Below are 20096 nucleotides of genomic sequence, written 5' to 3'. Positions count from 1 at the left end.
TCACCAGGCCGCCGGGGCCGATTGTCAGACCCCGCCCGTAGAGTCGAAGACGACTGAGTCCGACACGCGGGCGGGAGGTGACAAGACGTATGAGCCGACGGGAAACCACCGGGTTGGACGGCATGGGCGGGACGGCCGGTGCGGACGTCCCCGTCCGGCTCGCGGCCGTCTTCCTCCCGGAGCCCCTCCCGCGCGAGGGCCGTATCGCCTTCTACGACCCCGAGGGCGCCCCCGACGGCGAGGGCCCGCCGGACGGCGTCCCCGGGCCGCGCACGGACCTCACCGTCGTCCGGCCGCACGGCGCGGGGGTGCGCCGCCGGACGGTCCCCGCGCTCACCCTCCCCGTCGACGAGGCCCTCCCGCTGCTCGTCCGCGCCCGGCACGACCCCGCGGCCCATCCCGCCACCGCCTGCTGGGGCGCCGCCGCCCTGCACGCCCTGCTGCTCACCGCACGCGGCCGTCTGCTGCCCGGCCTGACCCCCACCGGCCACGACGCCTGGCGGGCCGGCCCGCTCGACCCCGACGACGCGGCGCACCTGCGCGCGATCGCCGCCGCCCTGCCGTACGAGGGCCACGCCGTCCCGCTGCCCGGCCCCGGACCCCTCCGGCTGCCCCGCCCCGAGGCGCTGGTGCGCGCCTTCCTGGACGCCGTCGCCGACACCCTGCCCCGCACCCCCGCCGCGCCGTACGCCTCAGGGCTGCCGTTCGCCGCCCGGAAGCCACAGCGGCTGCCCGGCGCGCAGGACTGGGCCGCCGAGGTCGCCGCCGGCATGGACGCCGGCGTACGGATCTCGCTCCGCCTCGACCTGTCCGCCTACGACCTCTTCGACGGCGAGGGGGCCGGCGGGGACGCGCGCGCCGCGCGGAGCGCCGGCGCGGCGATCGTGCAGGTGCACAGCCTCGCCGACCCCACCCTGGTGGCCGACGCGGCGGCCCTGTGGGCGGGCGAGGCCGACAGCGCCTTCGGCCCCCGCGCGCGCGTGGACACCGCCCTCGCGGTGCGCCGCGCGGCCCGTGTCTGGCCGCCCCTGGACCGGCTCTCCGACCAGGACGCACCGGACGTCCTGGCACTCACCGAGGACGAGCTGAACGACCTGCTCGGGGTGGCGGCCACCCGGCTCGGCGCGGCCGGGGTCGCCGTGCACTGGCCCCGCGACCTCGCCCAGGACCTGACCGCCACGGCCGTCGTCCGCTCCGCTCCCGGCTCGGCCACCGACGGCACCGGCTTCTTCGAGAGCGAGGACCTGCTGCGGTTCGGCTGGCAGCTCGCCCTGCGCGGCGACCCGCTCACCGAGTCCGAGATGGACACCCTGGCCGAGGCCCACCGTCCCGTCGTACGGCTGCGCGACCAGTGGGTGCTCGTCGACCCCGCCCTCGTCCGCAAGGCCCGCAAGCGGGACCTGGGGCTGCTCGACCCGGTCGACGCGCTCTCCGTCGCCCTCACCGGCCACGCGGAGGTCGACGGGGAGACCGTCGAGGCGGTACCGGCCGGCGCCCTCGCCGCTCTCCGCGACCGCCTCACCACCGGGGTGCGGCCCGCCGAACCGCCACCCGGTCTCGACGCCACGCTGCGCGACTACCAGCTGCGCGGCCTGGCCTGGCTCGACCTCATGACCTCCCTCGGCCTCGGCGGCTGCCTCGCCGACGACATGGGTCTGGGCAAGACCATCACCCTCATCGCACTGCACCTCAAGCGGGCCCGCACCGAGCCGACCCTGGTGGTCTGCCCCGCCTCGCTGCTCGGCAACTGGCAGCGGGAGATCACCCGGTTCGCACCCGGCGTCCCCGTCCGCCGCTTCCACGGCCCCGACCGCACCCTGGACGGCCTCGACGGCGGCTTCGTCCTCACCACCTACGGCACCATGCGCTCCACCGCGTCCGACCTCGCCGCGCGGACCTGGGGCATGGTCGTCGCCGACGAGGCACAGCACGTCAAGAACCCCCACTCCGCGACCGCGAAGGCCCTGCGCACGATCCCGGCCCCCGCACGGGTGGCGCTCACCGGCACCCCCGTGGAGAACAACCTCTCCGAGCTGTGGGCCCTCCTCGACTGGACGACCCCCGGACTCCTCGGCCCCCTGAAGTCCTTCCGCGCCCGGCACGCGCGCGCGGTGGAGACCGGCGAGGACGAGGAGGCGGCGGAGCGGCTCGCCCGGCTGGTCCGCCCGTTCCTGCTGCGGCGCAAGAAGTCCGACCCCGGTATCGTCCCCGAGCTGCCGCCCAAGACGGAGACGGACCACCCCGTCCCGCTCACCCGCGAACAGGCCGCGCTCTACGAGGCGGTGGTGCGCGAGTCGATGCACGCCATCGAGGCCGCTCAGGGCATGGGCCGGCGCGGACTGGTCCTGAAGCTGCTGACCTCCCTGAAGCAGATCTGCGACCACCCGGCGCTCTTCTTGAAGGAGGAGCGGCCGCGCGCCGCCGGAAGCGACCGGCTCGCCGCCCGTTCCGGCAAACTCGCCCTGTTGGACGAGCTCCTGGACACCCTGCTCGCCGAGGACGGCTCCGCCCTCGTCTTCACTCAGTACGTGGGCATGGCCCGCCTGATCACCGCCCATCTCGCCGAGCGCGCCGTCCCCGTCGAGCTCCTCCACGGGGGTACGCCGGTGCCGGAGCGCGAGCGCATGGTGGACCGCTTCCAGAGCGGCGCGACCCCCGTCCTGGTGCTCTCCCTCAAGGCCGCCGGCACCGGCCTCAACCTCACCCGCGCGGGTCATGTCGTCCACTTCGACCGCTGGTGGAACCCGGCGGTGGAGGAGCAGGCCACCGACCGCGCGTACCGCATCGGACAGACCCAGCCCGTCCAGGTCCACCGGCTGGTCACCGAGGGCACCGTCGAGGACCGTATCGCCGAGATGCTGGAGTCCAAGCGCGCCCTCGCCGACGCGATCCTCGGCTCCGGAGAGTCGGCCCTCACGGAGCTGTCCGACCGCGACCTGTCCGACCTGGTGTCCCTGCGGAGGACGGCATGACCCCCCGCCCCTCCGACGAGGCCCGCGAGGCCCTGCGCGCGGCCCGCGCCCGCACGACCGGCGAACCGGCGGCCACGGACGAGCACGCACCCACTACGGACCGGCCGTCCGCCCCCGGCCATCCCGGCCCCGGCGCCCGCCCGGGCGACGTGGCCCGCGAGGCCCTGCGGCAGGCGGTACGGGACCGGCGCGGCGCGGGGACATGTGCCGACGCCGCCGACCCGGACCGGGAGGACACCGGCGTACCGGCGAGCCTCGCACCGGACGACGCGGTGGTCGCTGACCAGGGACCGTCCGAGAAGCCGTCGCCCGAGACCGAGACCGCCCGGCGCCCGGGGGACATCGCCCGGGAGGCGTTGCGTTCGGCCCGCGAGGAGGCGCTGCGGGAGCGCCCGGCACCCGGCGACGGCGCGACGGACGCCGAGCCCCCCGAGCGGCGCGCCCCGGCCCCCCGAGTACCGCGCACGACCCGCGGCGACCGGGCCGCCGACGCCCGCGCCCGCGAGGTACGGGAAGCACTCACGGACGCCTTCCGTCTGCCCGAACCGGCCCCGGACACCGCCGACCACGGGCACTCACACGGCGGCCGTTCGGCCATTTCCGGTCCGGCGACCGCCGATGACGCGCGCTCGTATGGCGGCCGTTCGGCCATTTCCGGTCCGGCGACCGCCGATGACGCGCGCTCGTATGGCGGCCGTCCGGCCATTTCCGGTCCGGCGACCGCCGATGACGCGCGCTCGTACGGCGGCCGTCCGGCCACCCCCGGCCCGGACGCGACCCCCGCAGCACCCGGCCACGCGCGCCGTTCGGCCACTTCCGGCCCGGACACGGCCCCGGCGACGGCCGCCTCCGCACGCTCACACGACGGCCCTGCGGCCACCCCCGCCCCGGACACCGCCTCCGCGCGCCCACACGACGTCCCCCCGTCCACCCCCGCCCGACACGTCGGGGCCGCACCCCGCCCGTCCAGCGCCCCGCGCGAAAGCACACCCCCCGCGTCCGCCACCCCCCGCTCCATGGCGGCCCCCGCCCGCGACAGCGACCTGCGCCGTACCTTCCCGGCACTCCCGCCCCGCCCCTTTGACGGCCGGGGCTTCGCCGAGACCTGGTGGGGTGACGCCTGGGTCACGGCGCTGGAGGAGGGCGCGCTGGACACCGCCCGGCTCGCGCGCGGACGCGGCTACGCCGAGCAGGGGCACGTGGACGCCATCACCGTCACGCCGGGACTCGTGCTCGCGTATGTACAGGGCAGCCGCCCGCGCCCCTACCGGGTACAGCTGCGGCTGCGGACGTTCGCGGACACCGACTGGGAGCGGTTCCTGGACGCCGCCGCCGACCGCCCCGGCCATATCGCGGCGCTGCTCGACAAGGAGATGCCCCAGTCCCTCGCCGACTGCGGAGCCCCGCTGCTGCCCGGCCCCGGCGACCTCGACCCGCGCTGCAGTTGCCCCGACTCCGGACACCCCTGCAAACACGCCGCCGCCCTCTGCTACCAGACGGCCCGGCTCCTCGACGCCGACCCGTTCGTACTGCTCCTGCTGCGCGGCCGCGGTGAACGCCAGGTCGTCGACGCACTGTCCCGGCTCAGCGCCACCCGCGCGGCCCGCGCCGCCCAGGAACGCGAACCGGAACCCCTCCCCGGCATCCGGGCGACCGAGGCCCTCACCCGGCCCGGCGGGGTCCCCCTCCCGCCCCCGCTGCCCCCGCCGCCGCACCCCGAACAGCCGCCCGTGTACCCGGCCGCGCCGGGCGGGCCGGACCCGTTCGCGCTGGACCAGCTCGCCACCGACGCAGCCGCCCGCGCCCACGCCCTGCTCACCACCGGCCGCGACCCGGTCGGCGGGCTCACCCTGTGGCAGGACGCGGTGCGCGTCGCCGCCGCCCGCCCCGGCTCCGGCCTGACCGCCGCCACCCGCGCGCTGTACTCCTCCCTCGCCCGGGCGGCCGGCCGTACCCCCGCCGAGCTGGCCCGCGCGGTCGCCGCCTGGCGCCAGGGCGGCCCGACCGGCCTCGCCGTCCTGGAGGAGCCCTGGGACCCGCCGGCCGGCCGTTTCGACCGTGCCCGCCCGCTCCTGCTCGCCGCCGACCTCCCCGCCTTCCGCCCCTGGCGCAACCACCTCACCCACCCCCGCGGCCATCTCCAGCTCCGCCTGGGCCGCGACCACCTCTGGTACGCCTACGAGTCCGAACCCGACCACGACGACTGGTGGCCCCGGGGCACCCCCGACCCCGACCCCGTCGGCGCCCTGACCGGCCTGGACACACCGGGCGACCTGTGAACCCCGGGACCGGAGTGCTCAGCCGTCCGGGAGGAACGTCACCTGCGGAGCGCCCGTACGCGGATGGGTGGCGACCTCCGCCGCCACCCCGTAGACCTCCGCCAGCAAGCGGGGCGTCAGCACCTCGGCGGGCGGTCCCGACGCCACGATCTCGCCGCCGTGCAGGACGTAGAGGCGGTCGCAGTAGTAGGCGGCCAGGTTGAGGTCGTGCAGGGCGAGCAGCACCGTGACGGGCAGCCGGCGCAGGGTGCCGAGCACCGACAGCTGATGCCGGATGTCGAGATGGTTCGTGGGCTCGTCGAGGACGAGGAGGGCCGGCCGCTGGGCGAGGGCGCGCGCGATGAGAACGCGCTGTCGCTCGCCGCCGGAGAGCCGGTCGAACGGGCGGTCGGCCAGATGCACGGCGTCGACCGCCAGCAGCGCGGAGCCGACGATGTCGCCGTCCTCGGGAGTGTCACCGGCGAGGAACCGCTTGTGCGGGGTGCGGCCCATCGCGACGACCTCGCGCACGGCGAGGTCGAGGTCGGCCGCCGAGTCCTGCACCACCGCCGCCACGGTACGGGCCAGTTGCCGCACCGGCAGCGCCCAGGCGTCACCCCCGTCGATCCGGACCCGACCGGCATCAGGGCGCAGAACGCGGTAGACGGCACGCAGAAGGCTGGACTTGCCACTGCCGTTGGGGCCCACGAGCCCGATCGTCTCGCCCGCGCGGGCGGTCAGCGAGACCTCGCGCACCAGATGACGGGCCCCGGCGGTGAGCGTGACCGCCTCGACGCTCAGCTCGGTCGCGGTCATGCCACTCCCCGGTCGGTGCCGCGCCGGGCGTCCCGGCGCATCAGCCACAGGAAGAACGGCCCGCCGCACAGGGCCGTGAGAACGCCGACGGGTATCTCCATCGGCGCGGCGACCGTCCGTGCGGCGATGTCGGCCCAGACGAGGAACACCGCCCCGCCGAGCGCCGCCGTCGGAAGGACCCGGCGGTGGTCGCCGCCGACGAACAGGCGCACGATGTGCGGCATCATCAGACCGACGAAGCCGATCGGCCCGGCCGCCGCGACCAGCACACCCGTGACGAGGGAGAGCACGACGAACAGCCGGGCACGGAACCGGGCGACGTCCAGCCCCATCGTGGTGGCCGCCTCCTCACCGGCCAGCAGCAGATTGAGATTGCGGGCCTGCGCGGTCAGCACACCGATGCCGAACAACAGCGCCAGGCCCGGCAGCCACAGCGTGCCCCAGGCGACCCCGCCGAGGCCGCCGAGGGTCCAGGCGAGGACCGCGCGGGTCTCGTTGCCCCGGTCGGTGGTGAGCAGCAGCAGATCGAGTACGGCGGTGAGCACCGCGGCGACGGCCACCCCCGACAGCACGAGCCGTGACGAGGTGATGCGTCCGCCGGTACGGGCGGTGGCGTACACGAGCAGCAGCGCGCCCAGGGCGCCCACGAACGCGGCCACCGACAGCGACACCGGCCCGAAGAGGGTGACCCCGAACACGATCACGGAGACCGCGCCGAGGGACGCCCCCGAGGAGACGCCCAGCAGATAGGGCTCGGCGAGCGGATTGCGCACCAGGGCCTGCAACGCGGTACCGATCACCGCCAGACCGGCCCCGGTGACCGCGCCGAGCAGCACCCGCGGCGCCCGTACGTCCAGCACGATGGTCGCCCGCGCCCGCGACCAGTCCGGCTCCCGCCAGCCGGCACCCAGCGCGTGCGTGACGATGCCCCACACCTGACCGGGCGGCACCCGGACCGAACCGATCGCGAGCCCCGCCGTGACGGAGAGGAGCAGCAGGACGGTGAGGACGAGCAGCGTGACGGCCGACCGCGTACGGCCGGCCCGCACGACGGCGGCTGGGCTCACCGGAAGCTCTCGGGGTGCAGCCCGCGAGCCAGGTCCTCGACGGCGTAGGCGGAGCGGATGCCGACGAGGGTGGCGGTCAGCGGCAGTACGACGAACCGCTCGTTCCTGACGGCGGGTACATCGGCGAGCGCGGGCTGGGAGAGCAGGAACTCCTTCTTCTCCTGGACGCTTCCGGCCCCGGCGTAGTCGTAGATGGCGATGACCTCGGGCCTGCGCTCGACGACCTGCTCCCAGGAGACGTCGCCGAAGACGTCGTCGAGGCCGGCGAAGACGTTCTCACCGCCGGCCAGCCGGATCAGCTCGGTGCCCAGGCTCCTGCCGCCCGCGGTGAAGGCGCTCCTGTCGCCGCTGTCGTAGACGAAGACGGACACCTCGGGCTCGTCCCCGACCTTGCCGGTGGCCGCCCCGACGCGCCCCTCGAGGTCCTCGACCAGGCGGTCGGCGCGCTCCTGGACGCCGAAGATCCTGCCGATGGTGCGGATCTCGTCGTACGTGTCCTTCATCGTCACCCGCTTCTTCCCGCAGTACTCACGGTTGAGGTGGGTGTCGATGCCCGCGGCGGCGAACGCCTCGCGGGAACGTCCCTCGTTCTCGGCGAAGGCGCTGCCGTAACCGCCGTAGACGAGATCGGGCTCCGCGTCCAGGATCTTCTCGAACGACGGCTCCCGCTCGGCGAGTTCGGGGACCGCCTCGTACTTCTTCCGCAGCTCGGGCAGAACGGCGGAGTCCGGGAAGGCCGTACCGGCCATACGGTCCTCGAGCCCGAGAGCGAGCAGCAGCTCGGCCGGGTGCTGATGGATGGTGACCACCCGCGACGGCGGCCTGTCGTACGTCGTCCTCACACCGCAGTTGTCGACGGTGACGGGGAAGCCGGGCGGCACGGCGGCGGTGCTCTTCGCGTCTCCGCCGCCTATGTCGGCCGAACCGCAGCCGGCCGTCAGCAGCACGACCGAAACAGCCGTGGTACGAAGGAACCCGCGTATGCGGGCAGGGGTGAACAGGGACACGTGAGGCCTCCTGGAGTCCGCGCTCCTCGGATCGGGCCCGCGACGGACCAGTGTCCTGACTCCCGGATCCGCGTTCCCTCCGCCTTCCCGCGCGACGCGCAGTGGCATGTCGGAGGAGCGCTCCCCGGTCACAGTGGCGGGACCGTGCCGGACTCACACCGGCTTCCTGTCTCCCGTCGCGGCGATGACCCGACGATCCTACGGTTCCGGGACCGCCGGAATGAACGCGGTCCGCCCCGCGCACCCCTCACCGAATCCGGTTCGGCGAGGTCACCGACCATGCCGACGCGCTCCTCACGGCCAACGGCCAGGCGGACGCCGGTCGGGTAGCCGGGTCAACGTCTTCTCCACGGCTCCCCGTAGGGATTCAGGAGCAGGCCGTCATCGTTGCGGGGTCGGGGCCCGGTCCGGCCGGACGGCTGCGATTGCTGTGCCAGTCCAGCATCAGGACCGTGGCGTCGTCCTTGAGGTTGCCGTGACAGGCGTCGAGCACCGCGGCGGTCAGGGTCCGGACGGCTTCTCGCGGGTGCAGCGCGCGGGTGTCGTGAATGACCGAGGCCAGGTCGACGGCCGCGGCATCGCGTTCGTACATTCCGTCGGTGAGCAGGACCAGGCGGTCCCCGGGTCTCAGGAGTAGTTCCTGTAGGCGGTAGGCGGTGGGTGCCGCCACACCGAACGGCAGGTTGACGGCGAGTTTCACCTCTTCGACGGCGTTGTCACGCAGCAGCAGGGGCCGGGGATGGCCGGCGTTGACCAGTTCGCACCGGCCCGATGCGAGGTCGACGCAGAGCAGCTGACCGGTGGCCAGGCCGCGGCTGTGGCTCAGCAGGGCCTCGTGGGCGTGGTGGGCCTGCTTGAGGGCGTCACAGCCGCTGCGACGTGCTCGCCGCAGCGCGCCGACCAGCAAGGTGGCCAGCAGAGCAGAGTTCGTGTCGTGGCCCATGGCATCGGTGATCGACAGGTGCAGAGTGTCGCGGTCCAGCGTGTAGTCGTAGGTGTCGCCGCCGATGTCGTCGGCCGGGACCAGTCCGGCGGCCAGAGTGAACTGGGCCGCCTCGCAGCAGGAGGCCGAGGGAAGCAACTGGTGCTGGATCTCCGCCGCCAGGCTGGTCTCGGTAGTGCGCCGGCCCTCGTGGTACAGATCGGTGAAGCGGCGGTCCGTGACGATGATGTAGGCCAGCGCGTGGGCCGCGTGGCTGACCTGGCGCAGCACGGTGTCGTCCGCGGCCTGCAGGCTCACCTCCAGGACGCCGATGCAGTCGCCGCGGTTGGTGACGGGCGTGATGACGCGTTGTCCGCCCTGGCCGTCCGGTTCCACCTTCTGGCGCTGGCTTTGCAGAACGCTGTCGTAGACGCTGCCCCGCAGGTCGATCGGCTCGCCCAGGTCGGCGGCCTGGTCACCGGTCGCGGCCAGGCGTACCAGCCGCCGGCCGATGAGGTCGACGAACAGGAAGGACACGGCCTCGGCACCGAACCGCTTCTGCAGATCGTGTGCCACCACGTCGACGGACTCACCGGGCGGGGCCGCTTCCGCAGCGGCCAGCAACTCGCCCAGTTCCAGATCTCCACCCTTCACAGCAACCTCCTGTCGGTTGCCGCACCTTCTTCCCCGAGTCCGTGCGACCTCACATATCGTGCCCGTTTTGTCTGGTCAGGGCCGCATTCCGGATCGGTGCGAGCACGTGCCGTCTTCGACAGGCGGCGTTCGTGGGCGATCGTGCGGCCGGTGCGCCGGGGGACATGGGATGCGGAGGGGTACGCCCCTGTTCGGCCAGGTCTGGTTGCCGGTGGAGGGGGCGACGCCCGATGGCGTCAGGAGCTGGCACGGCCGGGTCCGGGGAAGATGTTTGTCCGGGCCCGATCGGTGCAGACGATGAGCTGACACAACCTTTATATGACGAAGTGGAAAGGCATCATGAGCATCATCGCGTGGATCATCATCGGCCTGCTCGCCGGCGCCATCGCCAAGGCCCTGATGCCGGGCAAGGACCCGGGCGGAATTATCATCACCATGCTCATCGGCATCGTCGGCGGTCTGCTCGGCGGCTGGCTCGGCAAGGTCATCTTCGGTGTCGACTCCATCGACGGGTTCTTCGATCTCTCCACCTGGATCGCCGCGATCGCCGGCTCCGTCATCCTGCTCGCCCTCTACCGCCTCGTCACCGGCAACCGGCATTCGCACCGTCACGCGACCCGCTGAAGTCACCACGTCTCCTTTTGCACATCTGGACGGCCCCCTTCCTGTCAGCAGGACGGGGGCCGTCCAGGTGTGTCCGGCCGAGCCACCCGTGGCCCACCCGCCGGTCGCCGTTCTCCTGGGCCCACCGCGCTCGCCCTTGACCAGACAGGCCGTGCGCGAGCAACGACAGCATGAGAGTGATCAGACGCCTCACCCACACTCAGGCCGGCGCGCTGCGCGGCGGGGCCGAGGTCGTCGTCGCGAGTCCGGGCCGGCTCAAGGACCTCATCGACCGTGGCGAATGCAGGCTGAACCGCGTGGGCATCACGGTGCTGGACGAGGCTGACCAGATGGCCGACACGGGTTTCACGCCGCCGCCGATTGTGCCGCCCGCGAGGTCTTCAACTCGGTCAGACCGGATTCCCGCGCCCCGCGTTCTGGGGCGTCTGTGACAGCGGGTGATACGGGGGAGCCATCCCGACGGGGCTTCTGCGGAGTTCGTCGTGGCCGCCGATGGCCTGTCGGCCTACCCGGACGCCGGCCACCTGGCCTGCCGAGGCCGAGGCCGACGCCCTCGTCCTTCCCGGGAGCGTGCAGGAGCGCCTGCGTGAGCAGCCGACCCGCCGCACGAAGGCATTCCCCAGCGCGAGATACTCTTCCTATGCGTTCACGCACCTCCCCGACCGGCCGGCCGATCACGATACGGAGGGCCGTCGCGCGGGATGCCAAACGGCTCACGCGGCTCGTGCGTGGCTCACGCGCCTACGAGGGTCAGTACGCAGCAGCAGTCGCGGGCTACCGGGTAGGTCCGGATTACATCGAGGCCCACCGCGCCTTCGTGGCCGTCGGCGCCGACGAGCATGGAGACCGGGTCCTCGGGTTCTACGCGCTCGTCCTCGCCCCACCGGAGCTCGACCTGCTGTTCGTGGCCGACGAAGTGCAGGGACGGGGTATTGGACGGCTGCTCGTCGCGCACATGCAGTCCGAGGCCCGTGCCGCCGGGCTCGACCGTGTCAAGGTCGTGTCACATCGTCCCGCCGAGGACTTCTACCACCGCGTCGGTGCGGTACGGACCGGGACCGCACTCGCGAACCCGCCCGCCGTGCCGTGGGACCGTCCCGAGTTCGAGTTCCGCATTCCTTCGGAATGACGCGGTGTGCCGGTTCGCGGGGCACCGGCTCGTGACCGAGACGAATGCCGTGCGGCCGGCGCGGCCCGCGCGCGTGCGGCCTGCACCTCGGCCCCGTCGATCCGCAGGACCGCGCTTTCTGCCTCGGCGTAGGCGAAGACGTCCTCCTGGGCGGGCAGTCGCAGCCCCGGCCGCTCAGGGCGGCGAAGGCGCGGGCCGCCGACAGCGGGCGGACCTCTCGGACCGCTCCGGAGACGGTGGAGCGGTCCACGCCGTACGGCTCGGGTGGTTGTTCGCCGCGGGCGAGCGCGAGCCCGAAGGTGAGGGCCTCGCGAATCGGGGTGCTGTCGACGCAGGCGCGTGGTGGTGCTCGCCGAAGCGGCCCGGCCACGCGGCGACACGGGGCAAGGCGCAGCTGCGTTTTCTTGTCGGCAGCGGCTTTCCCCGGGCGTCGCGCAGCGTGCCGATTGGCTACCCCTCCCGAGGCGTTGAACGCTGAGTGAATCAATATCTGTTCCCGAGGGATCAGTTTTTTAGGGGCCGTGCAGCGGGAGTTTTTGCCGCGAAGAGCAGAGCGGTATTATCCACCGTGCACGGGCCGTTCCGGCGTGCTACTGTCCATCTCAGTTGCAGTTGTGGTTCCCGAAACTTCAAGTGCCCTCGCCAGGATTCTGCCGGTGGGGAGCGCTTTTGTATTTCCGGTCATTTCCGGGCGGGGTAATCATCGCGGCGACACGGCGTCCGCGCGGTGCGGGTGCTGACGCACTGCCCCAAAGGAGATATGACATGGCCGCTGGTACCGTGAAGTGGTTCAACGCTGAAAAGGGCTTCGGCTTCATCGAGCAGGACGGTGGCGGCGCCGACGTGTTCGCCCACTACTCGAACATTGCCGCGCAGGGCTTCCGTGAGCTGCTCGAGGGCCAGAAGGTGACCTTCGACATCGCCCAGGGTCAGAAGGGCCCGACGGCCGAGAACATCGTTCCGGCCTGACGCTCACGCGCAATCCGCAGCTGGGGCCCGCATCCTTCGGGGTGCGGGCCCCAGCTGCACGCGTATCCCGCAGCGGCTTTCACCCGCGGGACGCCCCGGAGAAATCCGCAGTACCACGACAAGCGGTTCCAGGAAGCGGACGCATCCTGAAGCGCTGCACTTCAGTCGACGTCCAGATGGCAAAGTCCCCATCGCGTCACCCATTTCAGTACCTGTGCCCACAGCTATTCCCGTCGGCCAGATTCTTTTGTCACCGGTCCATACTGGTAATTCTCCGTGCCGTTCATCCCGGCGGGAATTCCTTGATATGTGCCACATCGAGGAAGGTTCCGCATGAACCGCGCGTACACGAACGACCGCCCCGCCCGCTCCCGCGACGGCCGTGCCGACGCCGGAAGGGGCGGCAGCCGCACGAGCTCGCAGGCACCGCGTCGTGCCGGCGGGCCCGCCCGCTCCGGCGGTTACGGCCGTCGGACCGCCGCCGTGCAGGGTGAGTTCGCGCTGCCCAAGACGATCACCCCCGCACTGCCGGCCGTCGAGGGCTTCGCCGACCTCGACATGCCGGAGCAGCTGCTGGCCGAACTCGGCAGGCAGGGGGTGACCGTGCCGTTCCCCATCCAGGGCGCGACGCTGCCGAACTCGCTGGCGGGCCGTGACGTGCTGGGCCGCGGGCGCACCGGGTCCGGCAAGACCCTCGCATTCGGTCTCGCCCTGCTCGCCCGCACCGCCGGACAGCGTGCCGAGCCCCGTCAGCCGCTGGGGCTGATCCTCGTACCGACGCGTGAGCTGGCACAGCAGGTGACCGACGCGCTGACCCCGTACGCCCGCTCTGTGCGGCTGCGGCTGGCCACCGTGGTGGGCGGCATGTCGATCGGCCGGCAGGCCAGCGCGCTGCGCGGCGGGGCCGAGGTCGTCGTCGCGACCCCGGGCCGACTCAAGGACCTCATCGACCGCGGCGAATGCAGGCTGAACCAGGTGGGCATGACCGTGCTGGACGAGGCCGACCAAATGGCCGACATGGGCTTCATGCCCCAGGTCACCGCGCTGCTCGACCAGGTGCGCCCGGAGGGGCAGCGCATGCTGTTCTCCGCCACACTGGACCGCAACGTAGACCTTCTGGTGCGCCGCTATCTGACCGACCCCGTCGTGCACTCCGTCGACCCGTCGGCCGGTGCGGTCACCACGATGGAGCACCACGTCCTGCACGTCCATGGTGCCGACAAGCACGCCGCCACCACCGAGATCGCCGCCCGCGACGGCCGCGTGATCATGTTCCTGGACACCAAGCACGCCGTCGACCGGCTGACCCAGAACCTGCTCGACAGCGGGGTACGGGCCGCCGCGCTGCACGGCGGCAAGTCGCAGCCGCAGCGCACCCGCACACTGGCACAGTTCAAGACGGGACACGTCACCGTCCTGGTGGCGACCAATGTCGCGGCGCGCGGCATCCACGTCGACAACCTCGACCTCGTCGTCAACGTCGATCCGCCGACCGACCACAAGGACTACCTCCACCGCGGCGGCCGTACCGCCCGCGCCGGCGAGTCCGGCAGCGTCGTCACCCTCGTCACACCGAACCAGCGCCGCGGCATGGTCCGCCTCATGTCGGACGCCGGAATCCGGCCGCAGACCACCCAGATCCGCTCGGGGGACGAAGCCCTGAGCCGCATCACCGGCGCCCAGGCCCCGTCCGGCATCCCGGTCGTCATCACCGCACCGGTGACCGAACGCCCCAGGCGCAGCGCCACCTCCCGAGGCCGACGCCGCCCTTCCTCGGCGGTCCGGCGCGCCCCCGTACGCCAGTCCGGCTCCGGCGCGGTGGCCTAGAACGTTCGTGATCAAGAAAGCCGGCCCATCTCTGCAGGAGGCACCTTTTGACGCTGATCCAGACACAGTCCCGCCCGGCGGACACCGACCCCGCGCACAGGACGGCGGTGGAGGTCATGGACGAGGCCGGACCGCAGGTCTGTGACGACATGAGCGTGGAGGTGGCGCTGGCCGTCATGGCCGCCGCCCGCACGAGCCGGCTGGTCGTCTGCGATCAGGACGGCCAGTGCACCGGCCTGGTCGCCCATGCCGAACTCGCCGCGGTCCGTGACAGCTCCGGCTACACGGACCGGGTCCGCCTGCGCGACATCCTCGGCGAGCACGGTTCGTTCGCCTCACCCGTCACCACGATGGCCGAAGCCGAGCACGCGATGCGCGCCCGTCGGCTCGGTGTCCTGCCGGTGGTCGACGAGCAAGGCAGCGCCCTGGGCATCCTCGCCCTCTCCCGCTGAGACATCCCGCCCCTGGTCGGACCGTTCCCCCCTCTTCTCTCTGTGAGGCCACATGCGCTGCGTCATCGCCCGCTTCCCCTTCGAGCTCACCAAGGGCGGAGTGCTGGAGTCGATGAAGGGCGTCAAGCCCGAACCGGTCACCGGAGAATCGGTGATCATCGGCCGCCGCCATTACCCCGTCAAGCAGGTCGGCCAGGTCATCACCCGCCAGGACCGCCGTGATTTCAGCGCCGCCGAAGTCCTGCGGGCCATGGCTCAGCTCGGCTTCACCTGCCGCGCCGTTCCCAAGGCAGCGCCCCAGGGCATTCTCAGCCCGATGCAGCACGCCTCCGCGATGCTCGGCACCCCCGTGACGGTCTGACCGGGTAGCAGGCACGAGCCGGCATCCGAGCAGCAGTGTGGGCCCGACCGGTACGCCGGTCGGGCCCACACTGCGTGCGGCGGGTTCCCGTCGCCGTCGCTCAGTGGCCGGAACAGCTGAAGTCGCCCACGGTCCAGGCGCTGACGTTCTCGGTCGCAACCCGGTACCTCCACCCGTCTCCGGGCCTCCAGGGTGCCCTGCAGGATCCGGGCGACATGGAAGTGCGGACGCGTGGGCGGCCCGTCCTTCTTCGCCGGGGTGTCGAAGACGGCGGCGACTCGTCCAAGCGGGCGGAATCCGTCAGCACATCCGACACCCTGTGCCTTCACGTGGCTGCGAGAGAGCCCATCGACCGGTGACGACAGCGCCACTGGTGACCACGCTCAGGGACTCTGATTGCACGGACGGCTGCGGCGCTGGCCATCACCGTGATCATCAGGGTCACCACGGAGGGCTCCTGCCGCGCTCGTCGACGGCCGACCTGCGGGGCGTCACGGCTGGAAACGCCCGTCCCGGCCAGTTGAGTTCTCCACGAGACGCGGTGTTGGCCGGTGCCCGCCGATGGTAGCCGCGGCGCAGTCGGCGACGTCCCGCTCAGCCCGACGTGCTGTGCGGCGGGGGATCCCTGCGCGCCGGACTAGGCCACGAAGCTGCTTGAACCGTACAGGGACCGGTCGAGGCAGACTGGTCGAGACGGACTACCTCATCGTCGGGTGCACGGAAATCTATGCCAGCCGCAGTAGACATGCGTCGGCGGTGTGGTTATGGTTTCTCTCGTAGCCGAGATCAAGAGAGGCCCGGCAGAGATGAACTGCCGGGCAGCAGTACGCAGTTGTAGTTCGCAGGACGGTGCGGTGGTGGAGTTCCGAAGCCAGAGCGGTTGCAGGACGGCGACGGGACTGACGACCGGACCGGGTGGCCCGCAGTGATCAGGGGCCGCCATGAGCAGTGCCGCAGTGGCAGTACCAGTAAGTGAAGGTTCGAAGTACCCGGCAGCGAAGTCAGTGAGCAGTACCTCGGTGAAGGCGTCGGCTGCGGACGCGCGCACCGGGAGGTTCGGCAGTGGGGTTCCAAGCCAGAGCAGACGCACGACGGGTGACGGGGCCGACTGCCGGAGAGTGGCGCTGTTCGAGGCCACCAGCAGTTCACAGTTTCCGAAAGTGAGTAGTTGCTCAAGAGGGAAGAACGGAGGGGCCGAGCGCCATCAGGATCGCCCGGGCGGAAGTCCTGAACCCGGGTACCGCAGGACATCGATAGTGAGGTGGTCTCCGGTCAAGCAACCGCGATCCCCGCGCCCCCGACAGCGTCTCGGTCGGGTTCGCGGAAACAGAAGGCCGGTGCAGTATCAGGGCCGGCAGATGGTGTAGTAGTTCCTTCGGGGCCCTGGTGCCAGTACGGCGCCAGGGCCCCTCCACGCGTTCCACAGAGAGGTGCAATGACAGCAGACGACACGTTCGGCCGTCTCGACGACGACGACTACCCCGCCTACACCATGGGCCGGGCCGCCGAACTGCTCGGCACCACACAGGGCTTCCTCCGGGCCATCGGTGAACACCGCCTGATCACCCCCCTGCGCTCCGAAGGCGGCCACCGCCGCTACTCCCGCTACCAGTTGCGCGTTGCCGCCCGCGCCCGGGAACTCGTCGACCACGGGACCTCCATCGAGGCCGCCTGCCGGATCGTCGTCCTCGAAGACCAGCTCGAGGAAGCCCAGCGCCTCAACGCCGAATACCGCCGCGCCGCCGAATCAGCGAACCCGACGGCAGCAGCATGAGATGAGCGTGCCCGTCGGCGCCGGCGGGCACCGCACGCACGGTCTCGTGTGTGGCGTGATCATTTCCTGTGGTGACCCGGTGTGTGGGCGTGTAGCGTCTGCGTCAGCTGTCGTGGTTCGGAATTCCCTGCCCGCGCCGTTGGTGTGGGTGTTTTGCTGTGCTGTGCCGCAGGGACCAGGACGATCACCTCCGTCTGCCACATGGAGTGGGAGGCGTTCATCGACTGGAAGGCATGAGGCATGGCAACGGGAACTGTGAAGTGGTTCAACGCGGAGAAGGGCTTCGGCTTCATCGCCCAGGACGGTGGCGGCCCGGATGTCTTCGCGCACTACTCCGCGATCAACTCCACCGGCTTTCGTGAGCTCCAGGAGGGCCAGGCCGTGACGTTCGACGTCACCCAGGGCCAGAAGGGTCCGCAGGCCGAGAACATCAACCCGGTCTGACCTCGCGGACCTGCCCGAGAGATCAGGGGGCCGCGCAGCAATGGCTGCGCGGCCCCTGATCCGTGGCGCCCCGGGGCCGCTGCCACTTCGGCTTGAACCTTCCTGACCTCAGTCGCTGCAAGCGTCGTCGGGCACGGGAGCCGCCTGTCCGGCGCGGCTACCGTGCAGCTCGGAGGAGCCGTGACACGGCGAGGCCGCACCGAGGCCCGTCGTGGCGGGATCTCCGCCCGGATCGCGCCGACCTGCTGGAACCGGACGACTGCTCTGTAGACGGATCGCACGTCCAGGCCCTCGAAGGGGGGATCACGTCGCCCTCTCTCGGTGAGATGGCCGGGGGAAGGCCCGCCGCCCCGGCGGACTGCCGGTCGCCTGTACGGGCGGCGGGAGTCCTGGATCAGTAGCCGTAGATCATCTTGTAGGCGACTTCGGGGAGGAACTGGCCGGCCGTGGAGCCGGTTCCGACACCGCAGTTGCCGTCGGACTCGCCCGGGGTCTTGATCCACAGGAGCATTTCGGCGCCTCCGCCCGTCTGGGTGGGTGTGCCGATGCGGCGGCCGGAGGGGTTGCACCACTGGCCGTTGGAGCCGTTGCCGTTGCGGCTGGTGTCCACGACGAACGGCTTGGTGTAGCCGTAGCGGGAGGCCAGTTCGTTGTTGACGGCGTTGCCGTAAACGGTGTTCTCGGCGGTGGTGATGTAGTTGGAGACGTTGAGCGAGAAGCCGTGGGCCTGCCGGAGGCCGGCTTCGTGGAGACGCCGGGCCATGGTCGCCGCGTCGGCCCAGCGCGGGTTGCCGGCGTCCATGTAGACCCAGGTGTTGGGGGCCTGGCGGTTGAACTCGGCGAGGGCACCGGTGAGCATGGCCTCGCGTTCGTCGATCTGGGCCTGGGTCATGCAGCCGTAGTCTCCCAGGGAGTCCGGTTCGAGGATGACCACGGCCGGGCGGGCCGCGATGCCTCCGGCGAACTGAGCGATCCAGTTGGCGTAGGCGGACGGCGAGGCGGCTCCGCCGGCGGAGTGCCCGCCGCAGTAGTCACGGTGGTAGACGTTGTAGGCGACGAGGATGGGCAGCTTGTCCCGGGAGTCCGCCGCTCCGGCGTAGGCACCTGTCGCGGTGCCGATGGTGCCGCTCCAGGAGCCGAACCAGCGGGCCATCGGTGTGCTGGCGATGGAGGCGTTGATCGCGGCGGCCCGGCCGTCGCCGGGGTTGGCGGCCGCCCACCGCCTCGCGCTCGAGTCGGGGTCCACGTAGAACCCGTTGGTCATGGTGGTGGGGTCGGCCGCGTGGGCGGACGATGCGGCGGCGAACGCCAGCGGCAGAGCACAGAGCGCTGCCATCAGGGTGCGGAGTCTGCGGCTCAAGACAGGACCTCGGTTTCAGAGGATGTGCGCTTTGGGAGCGCTCCCACTGGAAGCGGTCCCAATCGTCCGGTTGGGCGGTTGGGGTGTCAATAGTCGGCGCATCATTGGACTTTCACAGGGGCGCAGGTCCTGTGGGGCACTGCACTGGAAGCGGTCCCATAGCTGCGTCCCCGAGCGCTCCGCGCCTGTGGAAGACTTTCGAGCCATGGCAGAAGCAGCGCCGCGTCGGCATCCGACGCTCGACGAGGTGGCCGAACGCGCCGGTGTTTCCCGCTCCGTGGCCTCCCGCGCCCTCAACAACGCCCCGCACGTCAGCCGCGCCAAGCGCGAGGCTGTCGAACGGGCCGTGCGGCAACTTGGTTACGTACCCAATCCGACCGCCCGCGCGCTGGCCACCCGTCAGACGGGAGCGGCCGCCCTGATCGTCTCGGGGGAGGATCCGTCGATCTTCGCCGATCCCTTCTTCGCCCGGGTGATCGTGGGGGCGTCGGCCGCCCTGGACGAGGCGGACCTGCATCTGATGCTGTGCCTGGCCGCTTCCGACCGGGGCCGCAAGCGGGTCGAGGAGCTCCTGCGGTCCAGGGGCGCGGACGGTGTGATGCTGATGGCGCTGCGCGAGGACGATCCGCTGACCCGGATGGCCGACGAGGCGCGGATGCCCGTCGTGTTCGGCGGGCGCCCGGTCGGTCCGGCTCCCCGGTGGTACGTGGACGTGGACAACGTCGGCGGAGCGCGCGAGGCGACCGAGCATCTGGTCTCACTCGGCCGGAGGCGCGTGGCCGTGATCTGCGGGCGTCTGGACACCGAGGCCGGGCGCGCCCGGTACCGCGGCTACCGGGACGCCATGCTGGGTGCCGGCCTCGATCCGTTCCCGCCGCTGGAGGGGGACTTCACGGAGCGCAGCGGAGCCGCCGCCATGGCCGTGCTGCTGGCGGAACACCCCGAGGTGGACGGAGTGTTCGCCGCCAACGACAACATGGCGGCGGGAGCGCTGCGCACCGTGCGGGAAGCCGGCCGGCGGGTCCCCGCCGACGTCGCCGTGGTCGGCTTCGACGACCTGGCAATCGCCCAGATCGCCGATCCGCCGCTCACCACCGTCCATCAGCCTGTAGAGGCTCTCGGACGGGAGATGGCGCGCATGCTCGTCGCGCTCGTCAACGGGCAGGATCCCATCCCGCTGGTCCTCCCCACCCGCCTGACCGTCCGGGCCAGCGCCTGACTCCTCACTGTCCGGGAGGGGCGGGCCCTGGAGTTACCCCGTCATCCCTTCTCGCGTGAGTCGTGCGCCGCTTCGAAATGTTCGAAGTGTCTCGTGCGGAGTCGGTGCGCCTCGGCCCTGCTCTTTTGCGGTCACGCGACACATCCTGCTCCCCGAGGAGGTGTTGACATGGTCGGTCGCCTCTCTAGTATCCGTGGGGCATCCCGAAGTTTCCGAACGGCAATCGAAATTTCGAACTCTT

16 protein-coding genes, 2 pseudogenes and 1 riboswitch are annotated in these 20096 nt (G+C 71.7%); of the genes and pseudogenes, 12 read left to right on the top strand and 6 right to left on the bottom strand.

The window, feature by feature from the left end; genetic code table 11:
• Positions 1 to 89 precede the first annotated feature (89 nt).
• Both ACGFR9_RS02115 and ACGFR9_RS02110 read left to right on the top strand, forming a co-directional pair.
• Complete coding sequence (locus tag ACGFR9_RS02115; RefSeq protein WP_393202006.1) at positions 90 to 2972, top strand: SNF2-related protein; 2883 nt, start codon at positions 90 to 92, stop codon at positions 2970 to 2972.
• The gene (locus ACGFR9_RS02110; RefSeq protein ID WP_393202005.1) at positions 2969 to 5251 is read left to right on the top strand and encodes an SWIM zinc finger family protein; all 2283 of its coding nucleotides are present in this window, start codon (positions 2969 to 2971) and stop codon (positions 5249 to 5251) included. The genes ACGFR9_RS02115 and ACGFR9_RS02110 overlap by 4 nt, the downstream gene beginning before the upstream one ends.
• Positions 5252 to 5269: 18 nt before the next feature.
• Here ACGFR9_RS02110 and ACGFR9_RS02105 read toward each other — a convergent pair whose 3' ends face one another.
• The 4 genes from ACGFR9_RS02105 to ACGFR9_RS02090 all read right to left on the bottom strand — a co-directional run bounded on the left by ACGFR9_RS02105 (position 5270) and on the right by ACGFR9_RS02090 (position 9696).
• Entirely contained in the window at positions 5270 to 6046 is a 777-nt protein-coding gene (locus tag ACGFR9_RS02105; protein ID WP_393202003.1) for an ABC transporter ATP-binding protein, read from the bottom strand.
• Entirely contained in the window at positions 6043 to 7113 is a 1071-nt protein-coding gene (locus ACGFR9_RS02100) for a FecCD family ABC transporter permease (RefSeq protein WP_393202001.1), read from the bottom strand. Before ACGFR9_RS02100 ends, ACGFR9_RS02105 begins: the two co-directional genes overlap by 4 nt.
• Positions 7110 to 8114, bottom strand: coding sequence for an ABC transporter substrate-binding protein (locus tag ACGFR9_RS02095; RefSeq protein ID WP_393202748.1), 1005 nt, complete (start codon positions 8112 to 8114; stop codon positions 7110 to 7112). Before ACGFR9_RS02095 ends, ACGFR9_RS02100 begins: the two co-directional genes overlap by 4 nt.
• 54 nt (positions 8115 to 8168) lie before the next feature.
• A riboswitch (cobalamin riboswitch) is annotated at positions 8169 to 8290 on the bottom strand.
• Between the two features lie 197 nt (positions 8291 to 8487).
• On the bottom strand, positions 8488 to 9696 hold the full coding sequence (locus tag ACGFR9_RS02090) for a PP2C family protein-serine/threonine phosphatase (RefSeq protein WP_393201999.1): 1209 nt from the start codon (positions 9694 to 9696) through the stop codon (positions 8488 to 8490).
• 339 nt (positions 9697 to 10035) lie between these two features.
• Between ACGFR9_RS02090 and ACGFR9_RS02085 the strand changes: the two genes are divergently transcribed.
• From ACGFR9_RS02085 to ACGFR9_RS02055, 7 genes and pseudogenes are all read left to right on the top strand, one after another.
• The gene (locus tag ACGFR9_RS02085) at positions 10036 to 10320 is read left to right on the top strand and encodes a GlsB/YeaQ/YmgE family stress response membrane protein (RefSeq protein ID WP_393201997.1); all 285 of its coding nucleotides are present in this window, start codon (positions 10036 to 10038) and stop codon (positions 10318 to 10320) included.
• A 200-nt stretch (positions 10321 to 10520) separates the two neighbouring features.
• Positions 10521 to 10673: pseudogene (locus ACGFR9_RS02080) on the top strand (DEAD/DEAH box helicase); the annotation flags it as partial.
• 287 nt (positions 10674 to 10960) lie between these two features.
• Positions 10961 to 11449, top strand: coding sequence for a GNAT family N-acetyltransferase (locus ACGFR9_RS02075; RefSeq protein ID WP_393201995.1), 489 nt, complete (start codon positions 10961 to 10963; stop codon positions 11447 to 11449).
• Positions 11450 to 12214: 765 nt separating this feature from the next.
• Positions 12215 to 12418, top strand: a complete 204-nt coding sequence (locus ACGFR9_RS02070; RefSeq protein WP_023586116.1) for a cold-shock protein — start codon at positions 12215 to 12217, stop codon at positions 12416 to 12418.
• 333 nt (positions 12419 to 12751) lie between these two features.
• Positions 12752 to 14245, top strand: coding sequence for a DEAD/DEAH box helicase (locus ACGFR9_RS02065; RefSeq protein ID WP_393201993.1), 1494 nt, complete (start codon positions 12752 to 12754; stop codon positions 14243 to 14245).
• A 47-nt stretch (positions 14246 to 14292) separates the two neighbouring features.
• Positions 14293 to 14697: a CBS domain-containing protein gene (locus ACGFR9_RS02060; protein ID WP_393201991.1), complete on the top strand. Its 405-nt coding sequence runs from the start codon at positions 14293 to 14295 to the stop codon at positions 14695 to 14697.
• Positions 14698 to 14749: 52 nt separating this feature from the next.
• Positions 14750 to 15058 carry an SCO5918 family protein gene (locus ACGFR9_RS02055; RefSeq protein WP_393201989.1) on the top strand — a complete coding sequence of 103 codons (309 nt, stop codon included), beginning with the start codon at positions 14750 to 14752 and terminating at the stop codon, positions 15056 to 15058.
• Positions 15059 to 15158: 100 nt separating this feature from the next.
• Here ACGFR9_RS02055 and ACGFR9_RS02050 read toward each other — a convergent pair.
• Positions 15159 to 15460 (bottom strand): annotated as a pseudogene (locus tag ACGFR9_RS02050) (hypothetical protein).
• Positions 15461 to 16493: 1033 nt separating this feature from the next.
• On the opposite strand from ACGFR9_RS02050, the gene ACGFR9_RS02045 reads away from it, so the two are divergent.
• Together ACGFR9_RS02045 and ACGFR9_RS02040 are read left to right on the top strand one after the other, a co-directional pair.
• Positions 16494 to 16832, top strand: a complete 339-nt coding sequence (locus ACGFR9_RS02045) for a MerR family transcriptional regulator (RefSeq protein WP_393201987.1) — start codon at positions 16494 to 16496, stop codon at positions 16830 to 16832.
• Positions 16833 to 17072: 240 nt separating this feature from the next.
• The gene (locus ACGFR9_RS02040) at positions 17073 to 17276 is read left to right on the top strand and encodes a cold-shock protein (protein WP_356180235.1); all 204 of its coding nucleotides are present in this window, start codon (positions 17073 to 17075) and stop codon (positions 17274 to 17276) included.
• 394 nt (positions 17277 to 17670) lie between these two features.
• Here the strand turns inward: ACGFR9_RS02040 and ACGFR9_RS02035 are convergent, their stop codons facing one another.
• Complete coding sequence (locus tag ACGFR9_RS02035; protein WP_393201985.1) at positions 17671 to 18636, bottom strand: glycoside hydrolase family 6 protein; 966 nt, start codon at positions 18634 to 18636, stop codon at positions 17671 to 17673.
• 205 nt (positions 18637 to 18841) lie between these two features.
• Here ACGFR9_RS02035 and ACGFR9_RS02030 point away from each other — a divergent pair, with 205 nt between their 5' ends.
• Positions 18842 to 19855 carry a LacI family DNA-binding transcriptional regulator gene (locus tag ACGFR9_RS02030; protein WP_393201983.1) on the top strand — a complete coding sequence of 338 codons (1014 nt, stop codon included), beginning with the start codon at positions 18842 to 18844 and terminating at the stop codon, positions 19853 to 19855.
• Positions 19856 to 20096 lie beyond the last annotated feature (241 nt).

The sequence above is a fragment of the Streptomyces sp. NPDC048584 genome, from assembly GCF_043199595.1.
Taxonomy (GTDB): Bacteria; Actinomycetota; Actinomycetes; order Streptomycetales; family Streptomycetaceae; genus Streptomyces; species Streptomyces edwardsiae.
The sequence above is the reverse complement of the archived record's forward strand: the minus strand, read 5'-3'. Positions and strand labels throughout refer to the sequence as shown.

What these genes read in the sequence shown, in the direction of transcription:
- ACGFR9_RS02055 (WP_393201989.1), top strand. Translation starts at nt 14,750, where the DNA reads ATGCGCTGCGTCATCGCCCGCTTCCCCTTCGAGCTCACCAAGGGCGGA.
- ACGFR9_RS02040 (WP_356180235.1), top strand. Translation starts at nt 17,073, where the DNA reads ATGGCAACGGGAACTGTGAAGTGGTTCAACGCGGAGAAGGGCTTCGGC.
- ACGFR9_RS02075 (WP_393201995.1), top strand. Translation starts at nt 10,961, where the DNA reads ATGCGTTCACGCACCTCCCCGACCGGCCGGCCGATCACGATACGGAGG.
- ACGFR9_RS02070 (WP_023586116.1), top strand. Translation starts at nt 12,215, where the DNA reads ATGGCCGCTGGTACCGTGAAGTGGTTCAACGCTGAAAAGGGCTTCGGC.
- ACGFR9_RS02110 (WP_393202005.1), top strand. Translation starts at nt 2,969, where the DNA reads ATGACCCCCCGCCCCTCCGACGAGGCCCGCGAGGCCCTGCGCGCGGCC.
- ACGFR9_RS02115 (WP_393202006.1), top strand. Translation starts at nt 90, where the DNA reads ATGAGCCGACGGGAAACCACCGGGTTGGACGGCATGGGCGGGACGGCC.
- ACGFR9_RS02065 (WP_393201993.1), top strand. Translation starts at nt 12,752, where the DNA reads ATGAACCGCGCGTACACGAACGACCGCCCCGCCCGCTCCCGCGACGGC.
- ACGFR9_RS02030 (WP_393201983.1), top strand. Translation starts at nt 18,842, where the DNA reads ATGGCAGAAGCAGCGCCGCGTCGGCATCCGACGCTCGACGAGGTGGCC.
- ACGFR9_RS02045 (WP_393201987.1), top strand. Translation starts at nt 16,494, where the DNA reads ATGACAGCAGACGACACGTTCGGCCGTCTCGACGACGACGACTACCCC.
- ACGFR9_RS02085 (WP_393201997.1), top strand. Translation starts at nt 10,036, where the DNA reads ATGAGCATCATCGCGTGGATCATCATCGGCCTGCTCGCCGGCGCCATC.
- ACGFR9_RS02105 (WP_393202003.1), bottom strand. Translation starts at nt 6,046, where the DNA reads ATGACCGCGACCGAGCTGAGCGTCGAGGCGGTCACGCTCACCGCCGGG.